This window comes from Nostoc sp. UHCC 0302 (genome assembly GCF_038096175.1).
In the GTDB taxonomy this organism is placed as follows: Bacteria; Cyanobacteriota; Cyanobacteriia; order Cyanobacteriales; family Nostocaceae; genus UHCC-0302.
In genome coordinates this window covers 698018-715676 of the sequence record NZ_CP151099.1, presented here as the reverse complement: position 1 = coordinate 715676, position 17659 = coordinate 698018, and the positions used below count along the sequence as shown (strand labels likewise).

Annotated in this window: 10 protein-coding genes and 1 pseudogene; 6 read left to right on the top strand and 5 right to left on the bottom strand. The window is 41.9% G+C overall.

Annotation, left to right across the window (positions count from 1 at the left end; genetic code table 11):
* The first annotated feature begins 153 nt into the window (after positions 1 to 153).
* The gene (locus WKK05_RS02915) at positions 154 to 2637 is read left to right on the top strand and encodes a response regulator (protein WP_341528310.1); all 2484 of its coding nucleotides are present in this window, start codon (positions 154 to 156) and stop codon (positions 2635 to 2637) included.
* A 1521-nt stretch (positions 2638 to 4158) separates the two neighbouring features.
* On the top strand, positions 4159 to 6264 hold the full coding sequence (locus WKK05_RS02910; protein ID WP_341528309.1) for a glutamine synthetase III: 2106 nt from the start codon (positions 4159 to 4161) through the stop codon (positions 6262 to 6264).
* Positions 6265 to 6421: 157 nt separating this feature from the next.
* Here the strand turns inward: WKK05_RS02910 and WKK05_RS02905 are convergent.
* Positions 6422 to 6660 (bottom strand): annotated as a pseudogene (locus WKK05_RS02905) (ATPase); the annotation flags it as partial.
* A gap of 1861 nt (positions 6661 to 8521) precedes the next feature.
* Positions 8522 to 8761 carry a hypothetical protein gene (locus tag WKK05_RS02900; RefSeq protein ID WP_341528308.1) on the bottom strand — a complete coding sequence of 80 codons (240 nt, stop codon included), beginning with the start codon at positions 8759 to 8761 and terminating at the stop codon, positions 8522 to 8524.
* Between the two features lie 772 nt (positions 8762 to 9533).
* On the opposite strand from WKK05_RS02900, the gene WKK05_RS02895 reads away from it, so the two are divergent.
* Both WKK05_RS02895 and WKK05_RS02890 read left to right on the top strand, forming a co-directional pair.
* Positions 9534 to 11507 carry a galactose oxidase-like domain-containing protein gene (locus WKK05_RS02895; RefSeq protein ID WP_341528307.1) on the top strand — a complete coding sequence of 658 codons (1974 nt, stop codon included), beginning with the start codon at positions 9534 to 9536 and terminating at the stop codon, positions 11505 to 11507.
* A gap of 159 nt (positions 11508 to 11666) precedes the next feature.
* Positions 11667 to 12605, top strand: a complete 939-nt coding sequence (locus tag WKK05_RS02890) for a hypothetical protein (RefSeq protein ID WP_341528306.1) — start codon at positions 11667 to 11669, stop codon at positions 12603 to 12605.
* Positions 12606 to 12786: 181 nt separating this feature from the next.
* Here WKK05_RS02890 and WKK05_RS02885 read toward each other — a convergent pair whose 3' ends face one another.
* From WKK05_RS02885 to WKK05_RS02875, 3 genes are all read right to left on the bottom strand, one after another.
* The gene (locus WKK05_RS02885) at positions 12787 to 13116 is read right to left on the bottom strand and encodes a GNAT family N-acetyltransferase (RefSeq protein WP_341528305.1); all 330 of its coding nucleotides are present in this window, start codon (positions 13114 to 13116) and stop codon (positions 12787 to 12789) included.
* A 185-nt stretch (positions 13117 to 13301) separates the two neighbouring features.
* Positions 13302 to 14834, bottom strand: coding sequence for an MlaD family protein (locus WKK05_RS02880; RefSeq protein ID WP_341528304.1), 1533 nt, complete (start codon positions 14832 to 14834; stop codon positions 13302 to 13304).
* A gap of 91 nt (positions 14835 to 14925) precedes the next feature.
* Positions 14926 to 15708 carry an ABC transporter ATP-binding protein gene (locus WKK05_RS02875; protein WP_341531010.1) on the bottom strand — a complete coding sequence of 261 codons (783 nt, stop codon included), beginning with the start codon at positions 15706 to 15708 and terminating at the stop codon, positions 14926 to 14928.
* 48 nt (positions 15709 to 15756) lie between these two features.
* On the opposite strand from WKK05_RS02875, the gene WKK05_RS02870 reads away from it, so the two are divergent.
* Together WKK05_RS02870 and WKK05_RS02865 are read left to right on the top strand one after the other, a co-directional pair.
* Positions 15757 to 15885, top strand: coding sequence for a hypothetical protein (locus WKK05_RS02870; RefSeq protein WP_341528303.1), 129 nt, complete (start codon positions 15757 to 15759; stop codon positions 15883 to 15885).
* A gap of 35 nt (positions 15886 to 15920) precedes the next feature.
* Positions 15921 to 17447, top strand: a complete 1527-nt coding sequence (locus WKK05_RS02865; RefSeq protein WP_341528302.1) for an NAD(P)/FAD-dependent oxidoreductase — start codon at positions 15921 to 15923, stop codon at positions 17445 to 17447.
* Positions 17448 to 17659: the final 212 nt, after the last annotated feature.

Below are 17659 nucleotides of genomic sequence, written 5' to 3'. Positions count from 1 at the left end.
TGCTATAGTACTGCTGCTTAGATTTTACCTTGGTCAAACTTACTAATTATTTGCACTAGTCATCAGTAAGAAGTGCTTAAGCATTTCTGTTAATACCGATCCAGACAATTTTCTTTCCATTTATGATATTAATGCAAGCGGACTTTTAGCCAAATGGTACGCATTCTCCTGATTGATGATAATCCGAATGATCGGCTCCTAGCAATTCGGCAACTGGAGCGGGAGTTTGTTGATCTCCAAGTACAACAGGTTGCCATAGCAGAAGAGCTAGCTCAAGCTTTAGAAAAGGAACAGTTTGACCTAGTAGTCACTGATTATCAATTACGCTGGAGTAATGGTATTGAAGTGCTACGAGCAATTAAAGCTCGTTATCCTAACTGTCCAGTGATTATGTTCACTAACAGCGGTACTCAAGAGATTGCGGTAGAGGCAATGAAGTCTGGATTAGATGACTATGTTGTGAAGTCCCCGCAGCACCAAGTACGCTTAACAGCCGCAGTTCGCTCTGCTTTAGAACGAGCGCAAACTCGCCAGAAAGCAGCAAATTTAGAAGCTCGTTTCCAAACACTGCTCAACCGCTTAAATGTAGGAATTTATCGGGCAACTGTGGAAGGTTCTTTATTAGAGTGTAACCCAGCATTCCTTCGTCTCATTGGGCTGGGAACCTTGCCAGAAGAACAAGCAGGGCGGTTTATTGAACTTTATTTTCAGCCAGAAGACTATACCGAGTTGCTCAGACAACTGCGACAAAATGGTGAAGTGAGCGATCGCGAAGTACAATTGCGACGAGCAGATGGTAGTTTGATTTGGGTACGTGTTAACAAGACTTTTACAAAAATAGATGGTAACACCATCATCGATGGTTTAATCGAGGATATCAGCGATCGCAAACGAGGTGAGTTAGAACGAGAGCAATTACTGCTTCGGGAAAAAGCTGCTCGCATGGAAGCTGAGGCTGAAAAGCAAAACTACAGTTTACTGTCTGAAGCCAGCCGACTGCTAGTTTCTTCCCTCGACTATCGCACGACGCTGACAAACTTAGCGAACTTAGTCATTCCTACTTTAGCTGATTGCTGTTTTATTGATGTTGTCGAAGAAACCAATCCTAAAGTATTTGAAGAACCAGTCATTGCTGCTGCTACTCCAGAAATAGAAGCGCTAGCGATTGTGCTGAGACGGCTTTATTCCACCTCAATTGACGCTGATTTTGGCATACAAAAAGTTCTCCAGACTCTAGAGCCAGAGTTAGTTACTGATGCGCCAAACGCATTTTTACAAGCAACGAAGCAAGATACGGAATCTCTGCGGCTGATGCGTCAACTAAATGTTCAATCTTATATGATAGCGCCGCTAGTTGCTCGTGACCGCAAGCTAGGCGCAATTGCTTTTTTCACCACCGAACCAAACCGACGCTACAGTAAAACAAATTTGGCTATGGCAGAAGCCCTAGCTCACCGAGTAGCTACTGCAATTGATAACGCTCGGCTTTACAAGCAAGCAATAGATGCTAATCGAATTAAAGATGAGTTTCTGGCTGTTCTATCTCACGAAATTAGGACACCACTCAACCCCATTTTGGGTTGGGCAAAACTCCTACGTAGCAACAAACTTGATCCACAAAAAACTGCTTTTGCCCTAGAAACCATTGAACGTAATGCTCAGTTACAAACGAAACTCATTGAAGATTTGCTGGATATTTCCCGCATTTTGCAAGGTAAGCTAAGTCTCAACGTTTGCCCAGTTGATTTAGCAAACAGCATTAGAAATGCTTTGGAAACGGTGCGGCTGTCGGCTGAAGCAAAAGCAATTCAAATTCGTTCTGAACTTGAACCTAGTGTAGGTCAAGTTTTTGGTGATGCAGGACGCTTGCAGCAAGTTGTATGGAATTTGCTCTCCAACGCTATTAAGTTCACTCCAGACGGAGGGCAAGTTGAAGTTTATTTGCAACAAGTTGGTTCTCTAGCTCAAATTTTGGTGCGGGATACAGGAAAAGGAATCAGCCGAGATTTTCTTCCTTATGTATTTGACACCTTCCGTCAAGCTGATAGTTCAATGACAAGAAAATTTGGCGGGCTGGGGTTGGGGCTGGCAATTGTTCGTTATTTAGTAGAAATGCATGGTGGTACTGTCTTAGCAGAAAGTTTAGGAGAGGGAAAGGGGGCAACTTTCATTGTCAAGTTACCTGTGATACTGAGCGAAACACAGGTGAGTAGTGAAGAAACGTATGCTACAACTTCCTGGACTTCAGCTTTTAATGGTATTCAAATCTTAGTTGTCGATGACGATCCTGATTCTCTAGATTTAGTTACCTTCGTGCTAGAAGATTGTGGAGCAAAAGTTAGCGCAGTATCATCAGCAACAGAGGCACTAACAACCCTCGTACAGTTAAAACCAGATTTGCTAGTGAGTGATATTGGAATGCCAGAAATGGATGGTTATATGCTACTGAGGCAAATCAGGTTACTCTCTCTAGAGGAAGGAGGACAAATTCCGGCGATCGCTCTGACGGCTTATGCTGGAGAAGGCAACGAACAGCAAGCTATAAAAGCAGGTTTTCAAGCGCATATTGCCAAGCCGATAGATCCAACTCAGTTAATTGCCACGATTGTTAACTTAATACAAAAAGGACGGCAGTAACTTCGGGGTAGGGAGTAGGGAGTAGAAATGTATCGGCTGACATTAATCTGTAAAATTAATGTACAGCAGTTTTAAATTTGGTGAAGTACACAAACTAGCCATTAGACGTCTTGTATAAATCAAAAATAAAGAACCCCACCCCGCATTTGCTGACGCAAACGCTCCCCTCCCCTTACCAAGGGGAGGCGTTGGGGGTGAGGTGTTAGGAACTTTTGCAAGAGGTCTATTAAAGCTAACCAAACAACCTGTTTTAGGGACTTCCAATTAAAAAAATATCCAACCAATGAGCGTAGGGTGCGTTATGGCGTTAAGCCTAATACCAATTTGAAAAAAGAATGTGACAAATAAACCATGCTGTAGAGACGTGATTCATCGCGTCTTCACCCAAGGATTTGTTGCAATCATTAATTGAATTGGTATAACGCACCGCCTAAGAGATTATAGGTGCTTTACGCTGTCGCGTTAACACACCCTACAACATTGATGAGATTTATTAACATCATAGGAAATATTAGCGTCGACTTACTTATTTGCAGTTACAAATGTCTTCCAAACTTCTTACGAAGAGTATTGATTTTACATAACAAACAAGAGTACGAGTATCAAAAAAAAGTTATTATTGAGTAGATTTAACTGTTATCAAAATAGTTGATATAGCGATTGTCATTTGAATTACGCATACGGCAATCCCCGTGTCCATACGAGTATCTGTGTCCATCTATAGTTAATTATTCTTTTTGTAGATTACCTATGTGCAACTTGCTATAAATAGCTATTAAATTTTAGTTATAAATCTGGTAAATAGACAGCAGAAAGATTAGCTACATATTTAACAAAGCAAATAAGAATTGAATTACAATATCTCAATTTGATAAAGTACACAACATAGGTCTTAAGGTCAGGTATAAAACCTATTTCCCTTCTGAATTATGACTCCTGAATTCTACTATAAGTATTTCTCACTGCTCACACCAAGGTTTTTGCTCACTTGTGAGAAATTCTGATTACGGCTAGCCGCTGTAAGCCATTGAAATTGCGTGGAAGATAGTTATCTGGCTTGGCAATATTTAAAGATTACTAAGCAAAAATACCAAAGTTTTTATAATACCGCAAAAAAGTTTTGCAAGAGTTTTCTTGATTCTAAATTTTTAGAATAATTATTTAATTCTTAGGGAATATTGAGAAAATGTACATTTTTTTAACCTATGACAGATGCTTAGGATATCTTTTAATTATTCGCTCATAAGATGCTGACAGTCTACAAATTTCAGTGTAAGCATTATGAGCTGAGTGGCACGCTTGTAAAGCTATTTATGCTGGGTGAGCAAACAGTAATTGACTGTAACTGTTACTACCTTAATCACCTTAAATACATTTATTTTTTGTCTCCCCCAGCACCCCTGCTTCTCCTACTCAAGAACAACTTGCCCCAAAAAATAACTAAACAAGCGTGCCGTTCCCTTATGAGCTTTCTTACAACAGCCCCCGATTATTAAAACATCATCTAAAGGAAAGGCAACTATGAGGCGCCCCCCACAAGAACTATGGGAAACTGACGTACTTACTTTTCGTAAGATGCGGAACCTTCTGCCCAAATATGTGTTTAAGTCGCTCGAGAACACCATTAAGCAGCGTACAAAGCTAGATGTGTCTTTAGCACCAATCATTGCCACAGCCATGAAAGACTGGGCTATTTCTAAGGGCGCATCGTTTTATGCTCACATTTTTTATCCGTTGACTAACATCACTGCCGAGAAGCATGATGGGTTTCTCTCAGTGGAAAGTGACGGCTCAGCGATCACTGAATTTACTGGCAAAGCGCTGGTGCAAGGGGAGCCAGATGCTTCATCCTTTGCCAATGGTGGTATTCGCTCTACATTTGAAGCACGTGGCTACACTGCATGGGATGTTACCAGCCCTGCTTATGTACTGGAAACGGATAATGGGGTTACTTTGTACATTCCCACAGTGTTCATTTCTTGGACAGGGGAAGCCCTAGACAAGAAAATGCCATTGCTTCGCTCCAATGCGGCGATGAGCAAAGCAGCAACCCGCCTGCTCAAACTGTTGGGGCATTCGGAAGTAGCGACCGTTAACTCTAGCTGTGGCGCAGAGCAAGAATACTTCTTAGTGGATGAGCATCTTGCCCAAATGCGTCCGGATATCTTGCAGACGGGCAGAACTTTGTTTGGACGGCCTGCTGCCAAAGGGCAACAATTTGATGATCACTATTTTGGAGCAATTCCAGAGCGCGTCCAAATCCTCACGCAAGATATAGAAGAACGTATGTATCGGCTGGGGATTTTGCTAAAAACCCGACATAACGAAGTTGCCCCCGGTCAGTTTGAGATTGCCCCTTTTCATGAAGAGGCAAACGTAGCTAGCGACCACCAGCAGATGATAATGACCATTCTCAAGAGTACTGCCAAGAAACATGGCTTCATGTGTCTGCTGCACGAAAAGCCTTTTTCAGGCATTAACGGGTCTGGAAAGCACGTGAACTGGTCAGTGAGCAATGCTACCCAAGGCAACCTGCTTGATCCAGGTGATAATCCTCATCAAAATTTACAGTTTTTACTGTTTTGCGGAGCTGTAATTCGAGGAGTTCACAAATATGGACGATTGCTGCGAGCTGTAGTCGCAACTGCGGGTAACGACCATAGACTCGGTGCTAATGAAGCACCTCCCGCCATCATTTCAGTCTATCTGGGCAAACAGCTAGAAGATGTGTTTAACCAAATTAAGCAGGGAGAGGTCACAAGTTCAGCTCCCGCTGGCGTGATGAGTTGGGATGTACCCACCTTGCCAGAGTTTCCCAAAGATCCAGGCGATCGCAACCGCACTTCGCCCTTTGCCTTTACGGGCAACCGCTTTGAATTCCGGGCAGTCGGGTCTAACCAATCAGTCTCTGGCCCGCTAGTAGCCCTGAACACGATTTTGACCGATTCACTCACATGGGTGGCAGACAAGTTAGAAGCTGATTTGGCAAAAGGCATAGAGCTGGATACTGCTGTATATGCCGTTCTAAGACAAATCATGGATCTTCATGGCAACGTTATTTTTGGCGGCGATGGTTATTCTGAGGAATGGCAGACAATAGCGGTTAAGGAACGAGGGCTGTTGAATCTGACCACCACCGCTGATGCCTTGCCAATCTTGAAAGAGCAGGATATTCAGGAGCTGTTTGAAACAACGGGAGTACTAACTGCCTCAGAACTTAAAAGCCGCTTTCATGCGTATGCAGAGCAGTATATTGAGGTGATTAAGATGGAAGCTGATCTCGTGATCAGTATGGCAAAAACGATGATTTCTCCTGCGGCATCCCGTCATTTGTCAGAGGTTTCTGCAACTATCATGAACCTGAAACAAATCGGGATTGAGTTAGAGCAGGAAAATGCAGAAAGGGTCGCTTCTTTGACAAACCAGATGATGGATACAGTCAAAAATTTAGGCAATGCCCTGAATGAGCATAATTTCACGACGATAGAAGAACATATGCAGTACTGCGCCAAAACGCTCCGCCCGATGATGGATCAAGTTCGCAAATATGCGGATGACATCGAAGGTGAAGTCGCCCATGATCTGTGGCCATTACCCAAGTACCAGGAGATGCTGTTTATCAAATAGCAAATTGCTGCATTAATTTTGTGATTAAGTTGAAACGCAGTTAATTTTTAAGCTAAAAATCTCACAGCAAGGCTTTCAGGCTCCAAATGGATACCCCAAATTGCGATCGCTTCGAAAAGTCATCGCCCCCGTAAATAGGGAGCAACCGCGATTAGCATCAGTTGTTTCTGAACTTGGTAGTACGTAATGACTGATTTTTCGCCGCTTGCACTGGACTTCCTTCGTCAAACGCCAGTAGTACAACTTCAGCGGTGAGGCTTTTCAATTCTGCGCCGGAGAATTTCACGGTGTTTGCTGCGTCGCTTCGAGGTATTCTGACTCTACAGTGATAGCGAATCGCTCCAAATGAATCCTTAGAATTTCTACGCGCTCCGGTTCAGTGGGTAAGCTAACAAAGCTAAACTAAGTCGTTTTGTTACCAAAGCGACTTAGTTTAAAAAAACCGAGTGGTTTTCCATGACCATTTTTTCCAGTGTGGTCTTTACCCACTGGATATTGACGCTATTTCTTCTTGCGCTTTCCCATCATTCATCAATAACAGTATCAAAACGCGCTTTCTCATTTCAAAGCCATCGCTTTATTTTAAAAACTTTTGTAGATGCTGTTTTTGTTCTAAACTTAAAAAAACTTTAACAGGCATAGCAACCTGTGTATTAAGTCTTCTCTCTATTAAACTAATATATTTTTAATCTTTAGCCCAAAATATATTTTTTCTTGGGCTTTTTTTATTGGGTTTTTCTTAACATTTAACATTTCTAGCTTTTTACATAATTACAAGGAACATTTTGTTTATTATTATCGTCTAAGAACTCTTCGCTAATTAGCATCTACTATCCAACACAAAAGAATACCATTGTCAATTCTGAAATGCCAGTATCCTTCCAGCTTTGCATAAAATCAATATGACCGCAGCATAAGTGTTTTAGCTTCCATTGCTTTATGTTTTGTCCAAATAATATTTATTCTTAGATAAGCCATGTTTACTTTTTTTCATAACTTGTTTTCTCCTTCATATTTACATTCAAAAAATCCCATTTCTTAGTCAAAACTTCTTACAGCTAAAACCTCGATACTGATAAATTTAAAACAATCTAATTTGTGTTTCATTTGGCGATTGCTTGATGTCAAGCAATCGCTTTTACTGGTTTGGGAATAACTAGCCATCATAGATAGTCAGCAGATGATTGTATAATACATAAATCGTATTGTTGTCTTAAAGTAAAAATTTATTAAGTTCAGATTGAGCCTGATTCCTTTGATGCAGTTATGCTATGAACTTCGAGGGGATTGCTCCAGTAGCAGTAAGCATCAATGACTTTCTTTACTTAATTAAGTCCTAGCTTTTCAACTTACTCAAGAAAGTCTAATTGCAACCATCAATCAGAAAGTTATATTCATGGTCTTTCTTCGAGAAACCTAATCCTCTTGTAGGTTGAGATGAACATTCGTGCAGATTTTCTTAAGCTTAGGAGCGATCGCGTTGCGGCAGTCAATCCGCCTATTGTGGTCTACCTAGAAATAGGAACTTGAATCACAAGCCGCATCCGCTTGTCGGTGGTGTTGGTGACGTGCTTTGAAAGATTTGTTGTGGTCTTCCTATACTGAACTTCTAATTCAACAAAGTCATACAGTAAGTAGTAAGTGTATATTCTTTGCAAAGATTAATTTGAGACTAAGCTTGTAAGCTAAACAGAATAATCATAAAATCTCCATATGCTTATTCGATTCTTGTTACGGGTATCGCTTATTAAACCGACACCCGTTCTTTTTTACTAGCGAAAGCCCCCGCCTGTCTGAGGGAAAAGCTAGGATGAGGATGCCCAAAGAATTATTCAATCGCTTTGGTCAGACCATCTACAATAATTAGGTTATGACACGCGTACATATAAACGTGCTGTTGAACGCCGTTAATCAATCGTGTTTCTTGACGATTACTCGCTACTCAAATGTTTTCCCATACACCAGTTTAGGTAGTCTGCAAAGCGATCGGTGAACCCTATGCTTTACCGAAAGAGGTCGAAACGAATCTGCTTCGCATTGGGCAAGAAGCGTTAACCAATGTATTGAAGTATTGCCAATGCCAGCGAAATCTGCGTTGAGTTTTGGATGCTGAGGGAAGAAGTGATGTTCTACAGAAAGTCTATTAAGATGTCATTGCTCACCCAACGTTCTTGTTTTAATTCTAAACCTTAGAGCAATGCGGCTGTTAATATCTTCAAAAGTTACTTCAAGGAGACGAGAAGCAGCAATAAAACACCTATCTTGTCTTAATACTGCGATCGCCTGGATCTGCTTCTGCAAAATTTAGCACTTCCCCGCCATAACAGCAATAGAATAATTTGTTGTTTGACTTCACTTTCTTGCAGCAGTCGCCAGCTGTGATCGCTAGCTTTACAATCACCCCTGGCTCTCGCGTGGTGATTACATTTATGGAGTTTTCTTGCTTAACCCTTCTGCCTACCTTTTGCCCTCTACCTTTTGACTGAAAATAGCCCATTTATTGATTCCCAAAAGGTAACAAGACCGCAAATATTATGTTAATAGACAAAAATGGATAAATTCGAGCTGAGTATAAAACGCAAGTACTTTATCAAAAATTTATAAACTATTTGAAGCTGAAAATTGTGTGTAAGCGTTACATAATAGTAATCTTGGGAATTTTAAAATCTCGTAGTAGTCAAACAACTATTGTATTCTTTTTGTTAAAATACTTACATAAGTATATTTTTTAATGGTAGTTTATTACCGTTAGTGTAAATAAACTAAAAAATTTATAAGCAGAATTAATTCCTGATTTAGTACAGTCAAACCCAGACTGAGTACAAAATTTCACAAGTTAGTTACACTATTAAGCTGATCTAAGACTTGGCAGTAACTAACTCAATGGGTCACTAATTTATGAAATGCTGTACTTAGCTTATCGTAGGGTTGTAGTTAAGTATACATCGTTGCTGGAAGGGGCTTCGGATTTTTAGTCAAGCGATCGCAATCATAAAAAGCGCACTGAATGACGCTACTTACTAGTTTTTGGGCTTTCTAACTATGAACTATTTCTCAGGAACTCCTTCCTAATTTGGGAGTTAGCCCTATTAATCGGGCGACCCAGACTCGCTTCTGCCTCAAAGGTTGATTGAAGTGAGTGATTCGTTTGCCGTGGAACTATTGGAATTGAAATCCGAAACCAATAGACTTCACAGTATTTTCTGTAATGCCGAATTCTCGCCTATGAGCAACTAATTTCTTGTACCTAAAGGAGTAACTCAAATCAAATGACTTGGCAATTAGCTTCACAAAACAGTCCAATATTACCTCTACACGCTGCTTTGTTGCGTACAGGAAAAATATTATTTCTTGCTGGTTCAGGCAACGATCCCACGAATCAAAATACCCCGAATGGTAGTGCAGTGTGGGACTATGAAAATGATACGTTTGTTCAACCTACGACTCCCATTAATCCAGAAGGGAGGCCAGTAGACATATTCTGTGCTGGTCATTCCTTCCTATCAGACGGTCGCCTGTTTGTTGCAGGTGGAACATTACAGTATGACCCATTTCACGGTTTGCCAGATGCTCTGATTTTTGACCCCAACACTGAGCAGTGGAACTATAACGTAGAGTGGATGAATTACGGTCGCTGGTACCCGACTCTAATCACACTCGGTGACGGTCGGATCTTTGCTGTATCAGGATTGGATGTCAATGGTAACCTGGCGGTAGTGCCAGAAATATATGACCCGTCCAAGGACACTTGGACAAAATATAAAGCCACTAGCCGTCTTGCGCTCTATGCCCACCTGTTTCTTTTGAGTAGTGGGAAGTTGTTCTATTCAGGTGCTTGCTTTGGGGGTAACAACGGAGTTAGTCCACGCATCCTGACCTTGCCAACAGATATTACCCAAACCATTATAGAAACGCCAGTCAGTGGGTTGCAAGATATAAATTATAGCAACCAATCTGCCAGCGTGCTGCTACCACCAGCCCAAGACCAGAAAGTACTCATCCTTGGCGGTGGGTATAACAAGATAGCCACAAAGCGAGTCAATATTGTTGATTTAAACGCTACTACACCAACTTATACAGCTGCGCCACCACTCAACTTTGCACGGATGCACCACAATGCTGTCATCCTGCCAGATCGCACCGTATTTGTATGTAATGGCTCTGGGGCAGAAGAAAACGGAACTCAAGCAGCACGAACAGCAGAAATTTACAATCCCGCCACAAACACTTGGACAGTTGCACAAACGGCAGAAGTAGTTCGGTTATATCATTCGGTAGCTTTGCTGCTGCCCGATGGGCGAGTGGCTACAGGTGGGGGTAACCCACTACGGGTGAATGAATCAGGCGGATATAATGAACTGCGCTTGGAAATCTACAGTCCAGCTTACACATCACAAACCCGACCAGTGATTCAAAATGCGCCCACAGTTTTGAACTATGGCGGCACATTTACAATTGAGACACCGCAAGCTGAAAACATTAAATGGGTCAGTCTGATCAAACCAATGGCAACTACTCATGGTCTGGATACAGACCAGAGATTAGTGGATGTACCGATTAATTCTCGGACTGCCACTTCCTTGACTGTGCAGCTAACGACTAACCCCAATCTAGCACCACCGTCTTGGTATATGTTGTTTATTACTGATAATGCAGGAATTCCATCAATAGCAACATGGCTGCAAGTTGGTGTTCCCAATCCTCAACCACAAGTAACTGTTTACTTAAATCAAAATTTTGGTGGAATTTCCCAAAGTTTCCCCATCGGGATCTTTAGAGCTAACCGAGGCGACTTAAATATTATCGGTAACGACACTATTAGCTCGATTAAAGTGCCTGCGGGCTTAGTCGCACGCTTTTGTAAAAATGAAACTGGTGGTGATTGCGTTCAGTATGGGGCTGGGAACTACCCAAATATAGGAACGGCTCTCAACGACAAAATATCCTTTATCGAAGTGCGTTCAACGAGCGATCGCCTGCAAGTAACTGCCGCCTCAGACCGGAATTTAACAGGAAATACCCAAAGCTTCCCCATAGGTACATACAGAGCTAATCAAGGTGGCTTAAATATTGTGGGTAACGATAAAATTAGTTCTTTACGCGTACCTGTAGGCTTAATTGCCCGCGTCTGTACCAACGCTGATGGAACTGGGATATGCCGGGAGTTCACGGCTGGTACATACGTTTATGTGGGAGATGACCTCAATGACAAAATATCATTTATTGAGGTTCGGGCAAATTAATTCCGATAAACCCTAGTAGTTGGCAAGGTCAAGCGTTATTGAGGTTGTGAAGTTGCTGAGCGCTTAATTTTATTTACAGCATTCAATCTATTTAGTGTTGCAGATACCTTGCTTCTACTCCTACCTGTCAAAAATACTCAGCTATTCTCGGAGTAAAAAATGAATCGATTATTAACACGTCGCCGTTTTGGTCAAGTTGCGATCGCTGGCACTACATTAGCTGGGCTGGCATACCTGGGTGCAGACAAGACTTTGGCTAAGTCTCCCACTAAAAATCTGTTTGGTGTACTAGCTGATGTCGAAACTGGTACTATCAAAATCCAGTCTGTGAATATACCCGATCTCAAGTCTTTAAATCTACTTGATCTCAGCTCTAAAAATGTACTCAATCTTCAAGTCTTGGATGAAACTAAAAATTTCATTAAGACCATACTCCAGCTAGATAATGATCTTGAGGAATTTACTGGTTTATCTTCATTTAATGGCGAACTCAACCTAAGTAGTAGTTCCATCGGCAAAGAAACTGGAACAGATAAGAAGGGAAGAAAGAAGCAAAAACAAAATAAGCTCAAAACAATTGGCAAGAGCAATTCAAACACACTGACAATCACAGGATTAGGTCAGGATGAAAAAATTAGGAGCGTGGAAGCTCTTGACAAGGACTCACTCGTTGCTATAGTTGCTAAAAGTAGTGTTTTTGGCTCCAGCAGGATAGTCAAGATTAGTCGCTCTAAAGGCAATCTGATTTCCACTGGCTTCCCACTACCACAAACTCATAATTTCTCTACTCTGACTCAATGCCCAGATGGGACTATCTACGCTAGCTCTAACGATCCAACAGGCTACACTAACCTTGTGCAGATAGACTTGGCTGCTCAAAAAGTAACCAAGCTAGTACAATTAAATTTCCAAAATGAAGTTTGGAAGAATGGCTTAGCAGGTCTTGCCTGCTCTCCTACGGGCGAACTTATTGCTCTTGCTGCTCCTAGATATGTAGCAATTAATAATCTCTATAAGGTAGATATCAAAACTGGAGCTTTAACTTTGCTGTTTGAGGGATTTAATGCTAATAAAATAGCGTTTCTGAGTGTGAAGTAGGGGTATTACAGATTGTGTGCCAAGAGCAGTGGCGATCGCTTCATGCATAGCTTAGAGTATCTAGTTATATAGAATGCTTTTAGGCTAGCAGTTGCTCACAGAACAAACCACGCCACTTGCTCCGGGGAGACTCCAAGTGGCTCCCCAAGACCACGCTAACTCACTACGGCACTGGTTCAGGCTAACTTTCAAAGTAAAGAAGTGGGCGTCCCTTAACTACAGAACGCCTCGTTTGCTTCATATCTATTTTTTCAAGCACTTTTACGGATGCAGCGTTTGGTTCATCTACATCTGCTATAACTTTAGGAAATGCAAGCTGTTCTAAAGCGTAGCGCAATACAGCGCCAGCTGCTTCTGTTGCGTAACCGTTCCCCCAAACATCCGGATGAATCCCATAAATCAAACTGGGAACTGCTGACTCTGACGGTAGGAAACCAGCAAAGCCAGCAAGATAGCTAACATCAGCAAAAACTAACCAGAGTCCGTAGCTGTGTTGTTCAAAGTTCGACAAGCTATCCTCGATAAACGAGCGTGCTTCTTCTAAAGAGATTACTCGGTATCGAAGAGGAAATAGCGAACACGCTGATTAGTCCACAATGCGTGAACAGACGGAAGATCCTGTATTTGACAAGGACTTAACTTTAGTCTGGGCGTTTTGAGTAAAATGCTCATCATCCTAATATTAAGCGAATCTTCTTATTTCCCCGTATCCTGCTCCCGTTGCTTTCCGTACTCCCGCAGTTGCTTTAAGAGGTCTTCTTGGGATGAGTTAGCTGTAGATGGAGTGACTATTGGTTGTTCTTTTGTGCCAGCACTATTAAAAGTAGTAGATGCTGGATTTGTTGTGAACGTCTGTTGAGTTGGAGTTACGGTAGGAATTACAGCATTTGATTTGTTCACAGGAGCTTTTACCGAATCTAAAGTAGTAGCAACCTGCACTTGCTGCTGTATAATTGCTCGTTGATTTGGTGTTGGTCTGGTAATTATAGTATTGGGTTTGCTCACAGCAACTTTTACCGAGTCTAAAGTAGTAGCAACTTGCGTTTGCTGCTGCATTTCCTGCGTAGAAGACACCAAAGTACTTAAACCATTCACGAGTTGTCGAAGATTTTGTCGGAAAGCTGGGTCACCAGTCAACTCATCCAAATCCGATGTGAGTTTTTGGGTGTTTTCAAATGTTACCCGTGCTGAGTCCAAGGTTTGTTGCAGTAGCACAATGTTTTTTGGATCATTTAAAGTTTTAGAAGCATCGCGTAAATTAGCTGATGCTTGCGCTGCATTTGTCGAAAGGGTTTCTAAGTTTTGCAGTAGTTGTCCTTGGTTCAATCGATTGACAGTGGGAGATAGACTGTTGACTGTAACGCGGAGTTGATTACTAGTTTCGGTGATATTATTCAAAGCGCCCACCAGCGAAGAACGATTTGTTGTTAACAGGTTATCTATGTTGCCCAATAAACGTCTTGCTTGATTTGCAGTTAAACTAAATTCTTTTGCTGTGACACCAAATTGTTCGACAGTTTGAGCCGAAGATGCACTGAGTTTATTTGTTGATCGTTGTACTGTATTGGCAGTAGCTGAAAACGTGTTTAGTTGTTGGCGTAAGCTTTTGGTCAAACCTTGGATATCTTGACTTAACTCAGTAAAACTAGATGCCGCCCCTGTAGTGGTTTCTAGAACTCTGTTGACATTGTTATAAAATTTTGGGTTAGTGTATGTGGTGGCTAAGTCAGTTGAGCTGCGAATCAGGTCATCAACGCTGATGCCAATTTGACCTTTTAACCGTGACCCATTACAAACAATGAGATTAGAGTCGCAATTTCTCTCTAGCGGTTTAGCAACAGTAACCCCTGGAGGTATCGTCCCTTTTGGTGTGATGTCGATAATGCTTTCGCTAATCAATCCGCTTTGATTAGCCTCCACCACCACATTACGGGGGATAATTAGGTCAGCTTGGGCAATTTCAATTTGCACTTCCACGGCGTTTGGCCCTGGTTCAACCTTGGAAATACTGCCGACTTTAACGCCACGATAACGAACTGGCGCTCCCCTTTGCATTCCGCCAGCGTTGGCAAATTCTACAATAGCTTTATATGAACTACGACCAGTAGTGTATCTATTAAGCCATAGAAAGATTAATCCAAATACTCCAAGTCCTAGAAGGAGTAGCAACCCCACAGACCCTTCTCTAAATGTTCGCGCAGATGCGAAGCGGCTTGTAATTTCTCGCATTTTTGTTCCTTCACCAACAATTAGTCCTGAGTCCTGAGTCTTGATTCCTGAGTATAAATCTTTTTACTCAGCACTCGACACTCAAAACTGATTAGCCAACTACCTGAATTGGGCCGTGTACACTCCCACTAACAAATTGTCTGATCAACGGATGCTCTGTGCTATCCATCTCACTAACTGTACCCTGCCACTGCACTTTACCTTCATAGAGAAAGATAAGCCTGTCTGATGTACGCCGTATCGTACTTTCTTGGTGGGTAACGATCACATAAGTACCACAAACTCCTTGTGTGCATTGCAAATAGCGGATTAAATCTTCTATCACAGTTGAGGCAATTGGATCAAGTCCAGCTGTTGGTTCATCGTATAGTAAAATTTCCGGGGTGTCTTTGGGATTATCAGGATTAGACATAATCGCACGAGCAAAACTTACCCGTTTTCGCATTCCTCCAGAAAGTTCCGCTGGGTAGAGATTGTCTGTTCCTGGCAAACCTACCATATCCAGTTTTTCTTTTACCAAATCTCGAATGCGCGATCGCATTAGTTTAGAGTTTTGATAAAGTAAAAACCCTACATTCTCCTCCACTGTTAACGAATCAAATAATGCCGCTTGTTGAAATACCATACCAATGCCAATCGGGTCGCTACCATCCTCAATCAAACCGTTGCGCCGTACTCCTTGCACATAAATTTCTCCTTCATCGGGAGCCATTAACCCCGCGATTAACCGTAAAATAGTCGATTTCCCAGTCCCTGAAGGCCCAATAATCCCTAGCGCTTCTCCTCGGTAAATTGTCAAATCAACATTATCTAAAACTTTATGGCTACCAAAGGACTTAGAAACACCTTTCAGTTCAATTAATGGTTCAGTCATTGATCGTAAGTCATTAGTCATTAGTCGGTGGTCAGTGGTCATTGGTCATTGGTTATTGGTTATTGGTTATTGGTCATTGGTCATTGGTCACTTGTACTGAGCGTTCGCGTAGCGTCTCGTAGAGAAGTCGAAGTATTAGTCATTGGTCATTGGTTATTAGTAGACAATCAAGAATAAATATTAGTTGAAGCTATACAAAGGACAAAGGACAAATGACAAATGACAAAAAAGATATTGATGTCATAGTTATTGGGAGTGGTATCGGCGGACTATGTACAGCTGGGTTACTTGCTCGTTATGGAAAGCGAGTTATTGTGTATGAAAGTCACACAATTCCTGGAGGTGCTGCCCATAGTTTTAGACGGCGAGGATTTGAATTTGATTCTGGCCCCTCCTTTTATTGTGGACTGAGTGATCCCCAGAGTTTGAATCCTCTAAAACAAATTCTGGATATTTTGGGCGAATCCATTCAAGTTATACCTTATGATCCGTTAGGACACTACCACTTTCCTGAAGGTACTTTTGCAGTTTATAGCAATGCTGAGCGTTATCATCATGAGGTGCATAAAATTACGCCCAAAGGTGCTAGAGAACTCCAGCAGTTTGAAGAACGCTTGTTAGGGTTATACGAGGTAATGAGAGACATTCCTACCCTAGCACTGAGGGCAGATTGGCAAGTGATTTTGATTTTGTTAAGACGTTATCTACCCACTTTAGCAAAAATACTACCTTACTTGCCGCTTGTCCAGGCTTCTGTTGGTAATGTAATGGATGCAACAGTGCAAGACCCTTGGGTACGAAGGCTCATCGATTTGGAATGCTTTCTACTTTCTGGTTTAAAGGCACATGGCACGATCGCTCCAGAGGTTGCTTTTATGTTAGGCGAACGCTCTCGCGCTGGAGTCGAATATCCTTTAGGAGGCAGTGCGGCAATAGTTAAGGCTTTAGTACGAGGATTAGAACGCTGGGGTGGTCAGTTACGATTAGGATGTCATGTCGAGCAAATTCTGGTGGAATCGGGTAAAGCTGTTGGTGTGAAATTGCAAAAGGGTGAAGTTGTCCAAGCGCCTGTAGTGATTTCTAATGCGACAATTTGGGACACTTACAATCACTTATTACGTGCAGAAGATTTACCTGCATTTGACCGTCAAGTTGCCTTAGAGACACCAGCAGTTGAAAGCTTTATGCATTTACACTTAGGTATTCGGGCAGATGATTTGGAAAATTTGACGGGACATCATGTGGTAATTCATGATTCTAGTCAAGATATCACTGCACCAGGTAATACTTGCATGATATCGATTCCCAGTGTGTGGGATGCGACTTTAGCGCCAGAGGGTAATCATGTAGTTCATGCTTACACACTCGAACCTTATACTGGCTGGGGACGGAATGATCGATATGAAGAGAAGAAACAGCAAAAGGCAAAATCTTTATATCGGGCTTTAGAAAAGATTATCCCTAATATTCGCGATCGCGTCGTTTTAGAACTTATCGGTACACCGCTAACTCATGCCCATTATCTGCGGCGTTATCAAGGAACTTATGGCCCTGCAATCGCAGCGGGAAAGGGTATGTTTCCTAGCACACACACACCAATTAAGGGTTTGTATCGCGTCGGTGACAGCACCATGCCAGGAATTGGTGTGCCTGCCGTAGCGGCATCTGGCATTTTGTGTGCTAATACTTTAGTACATCCACAGCAGACAGCAAAATTGTTGGAAAATTTCAGGTATTAATTCCATCCTTTCCTTTGCTTATAGCTGATAAACCACTCTAGTTTTCGGGGTTGGTATCATCTCAGATCAAGTTCAACCATTCAACATTCCCTTAAGCATTAATCCCTAAGAGGTTTTTATAAAGTACTGATTTCGGTACAATACCATCTGTCTGTAGAATGAAGCACATGATCAAGAATGCAGCGTATTCTCTAGTGTAATTGAATAAAATC

What these genes read in the sequence shown, in the direction of transcription:
- WKK05_RS02915 (WP_341528310.1), top strand. Translation starts at nt 154, where the DNA reads ATGGTACGCATTCTCCTGATTGATGATAATCCGAATGATCGGCTCCTA.
- WKK05_RS02910 (WP_341528309.1), top strand. Translation starts at nt 4,159, where the DNA reads ATGAGGCGCCCCCCACAAGAACTATGGGAAACTGACGTACTTACTTTT.
- WKK05_RS02900 (WP_341528308.1), bottom strand. Translation starts at nt 8,761, where the DNA reads ATGGGCTATTTTCAGTCAAAAGGTAGAGGGCAAAAGGTAGGCAGAAGG.
- WKK05_RS02895 (WP_341528307.1), top strand. Translation starts at nt 9,534, where the DNA reads ATGACTTGGCAATTAGCTTCACAAAACAGTCCAATATTACCTCTACAC.
- WKK05_RS02890 (WP_341528306.1), top strand. Translation starts at nt 11,667, where the DNA reads ATGAATCGATTATTAACACGTCGCCGTTTTGGTCAAGTTGCGATCGCT.
- WKK05_RS02880 (WP_341528304.1), bottom strand. Translation starts at nt 14,834, where the DNA reads ATGCGAGAAATTACAAGCCGCTTCGCATCTGCGCGAACATTTAGAGAA.
- WKK05_RS02875 (WP_341531010.1), bottom strand. Translation starts at nt 15,708, where the DNA reads ATGACTGAACCATTAATTGAACTGAAAGGTGTTTCTAAGTCCTTTGGT.
- WKK05_RS02865 (WP_341528302.1), top strand. Translation starts at nt 15,921, where the DNA reads ATGACAAATGACAAAAAAGATATTGATGTCATAGTTATTGGGAGTGGT.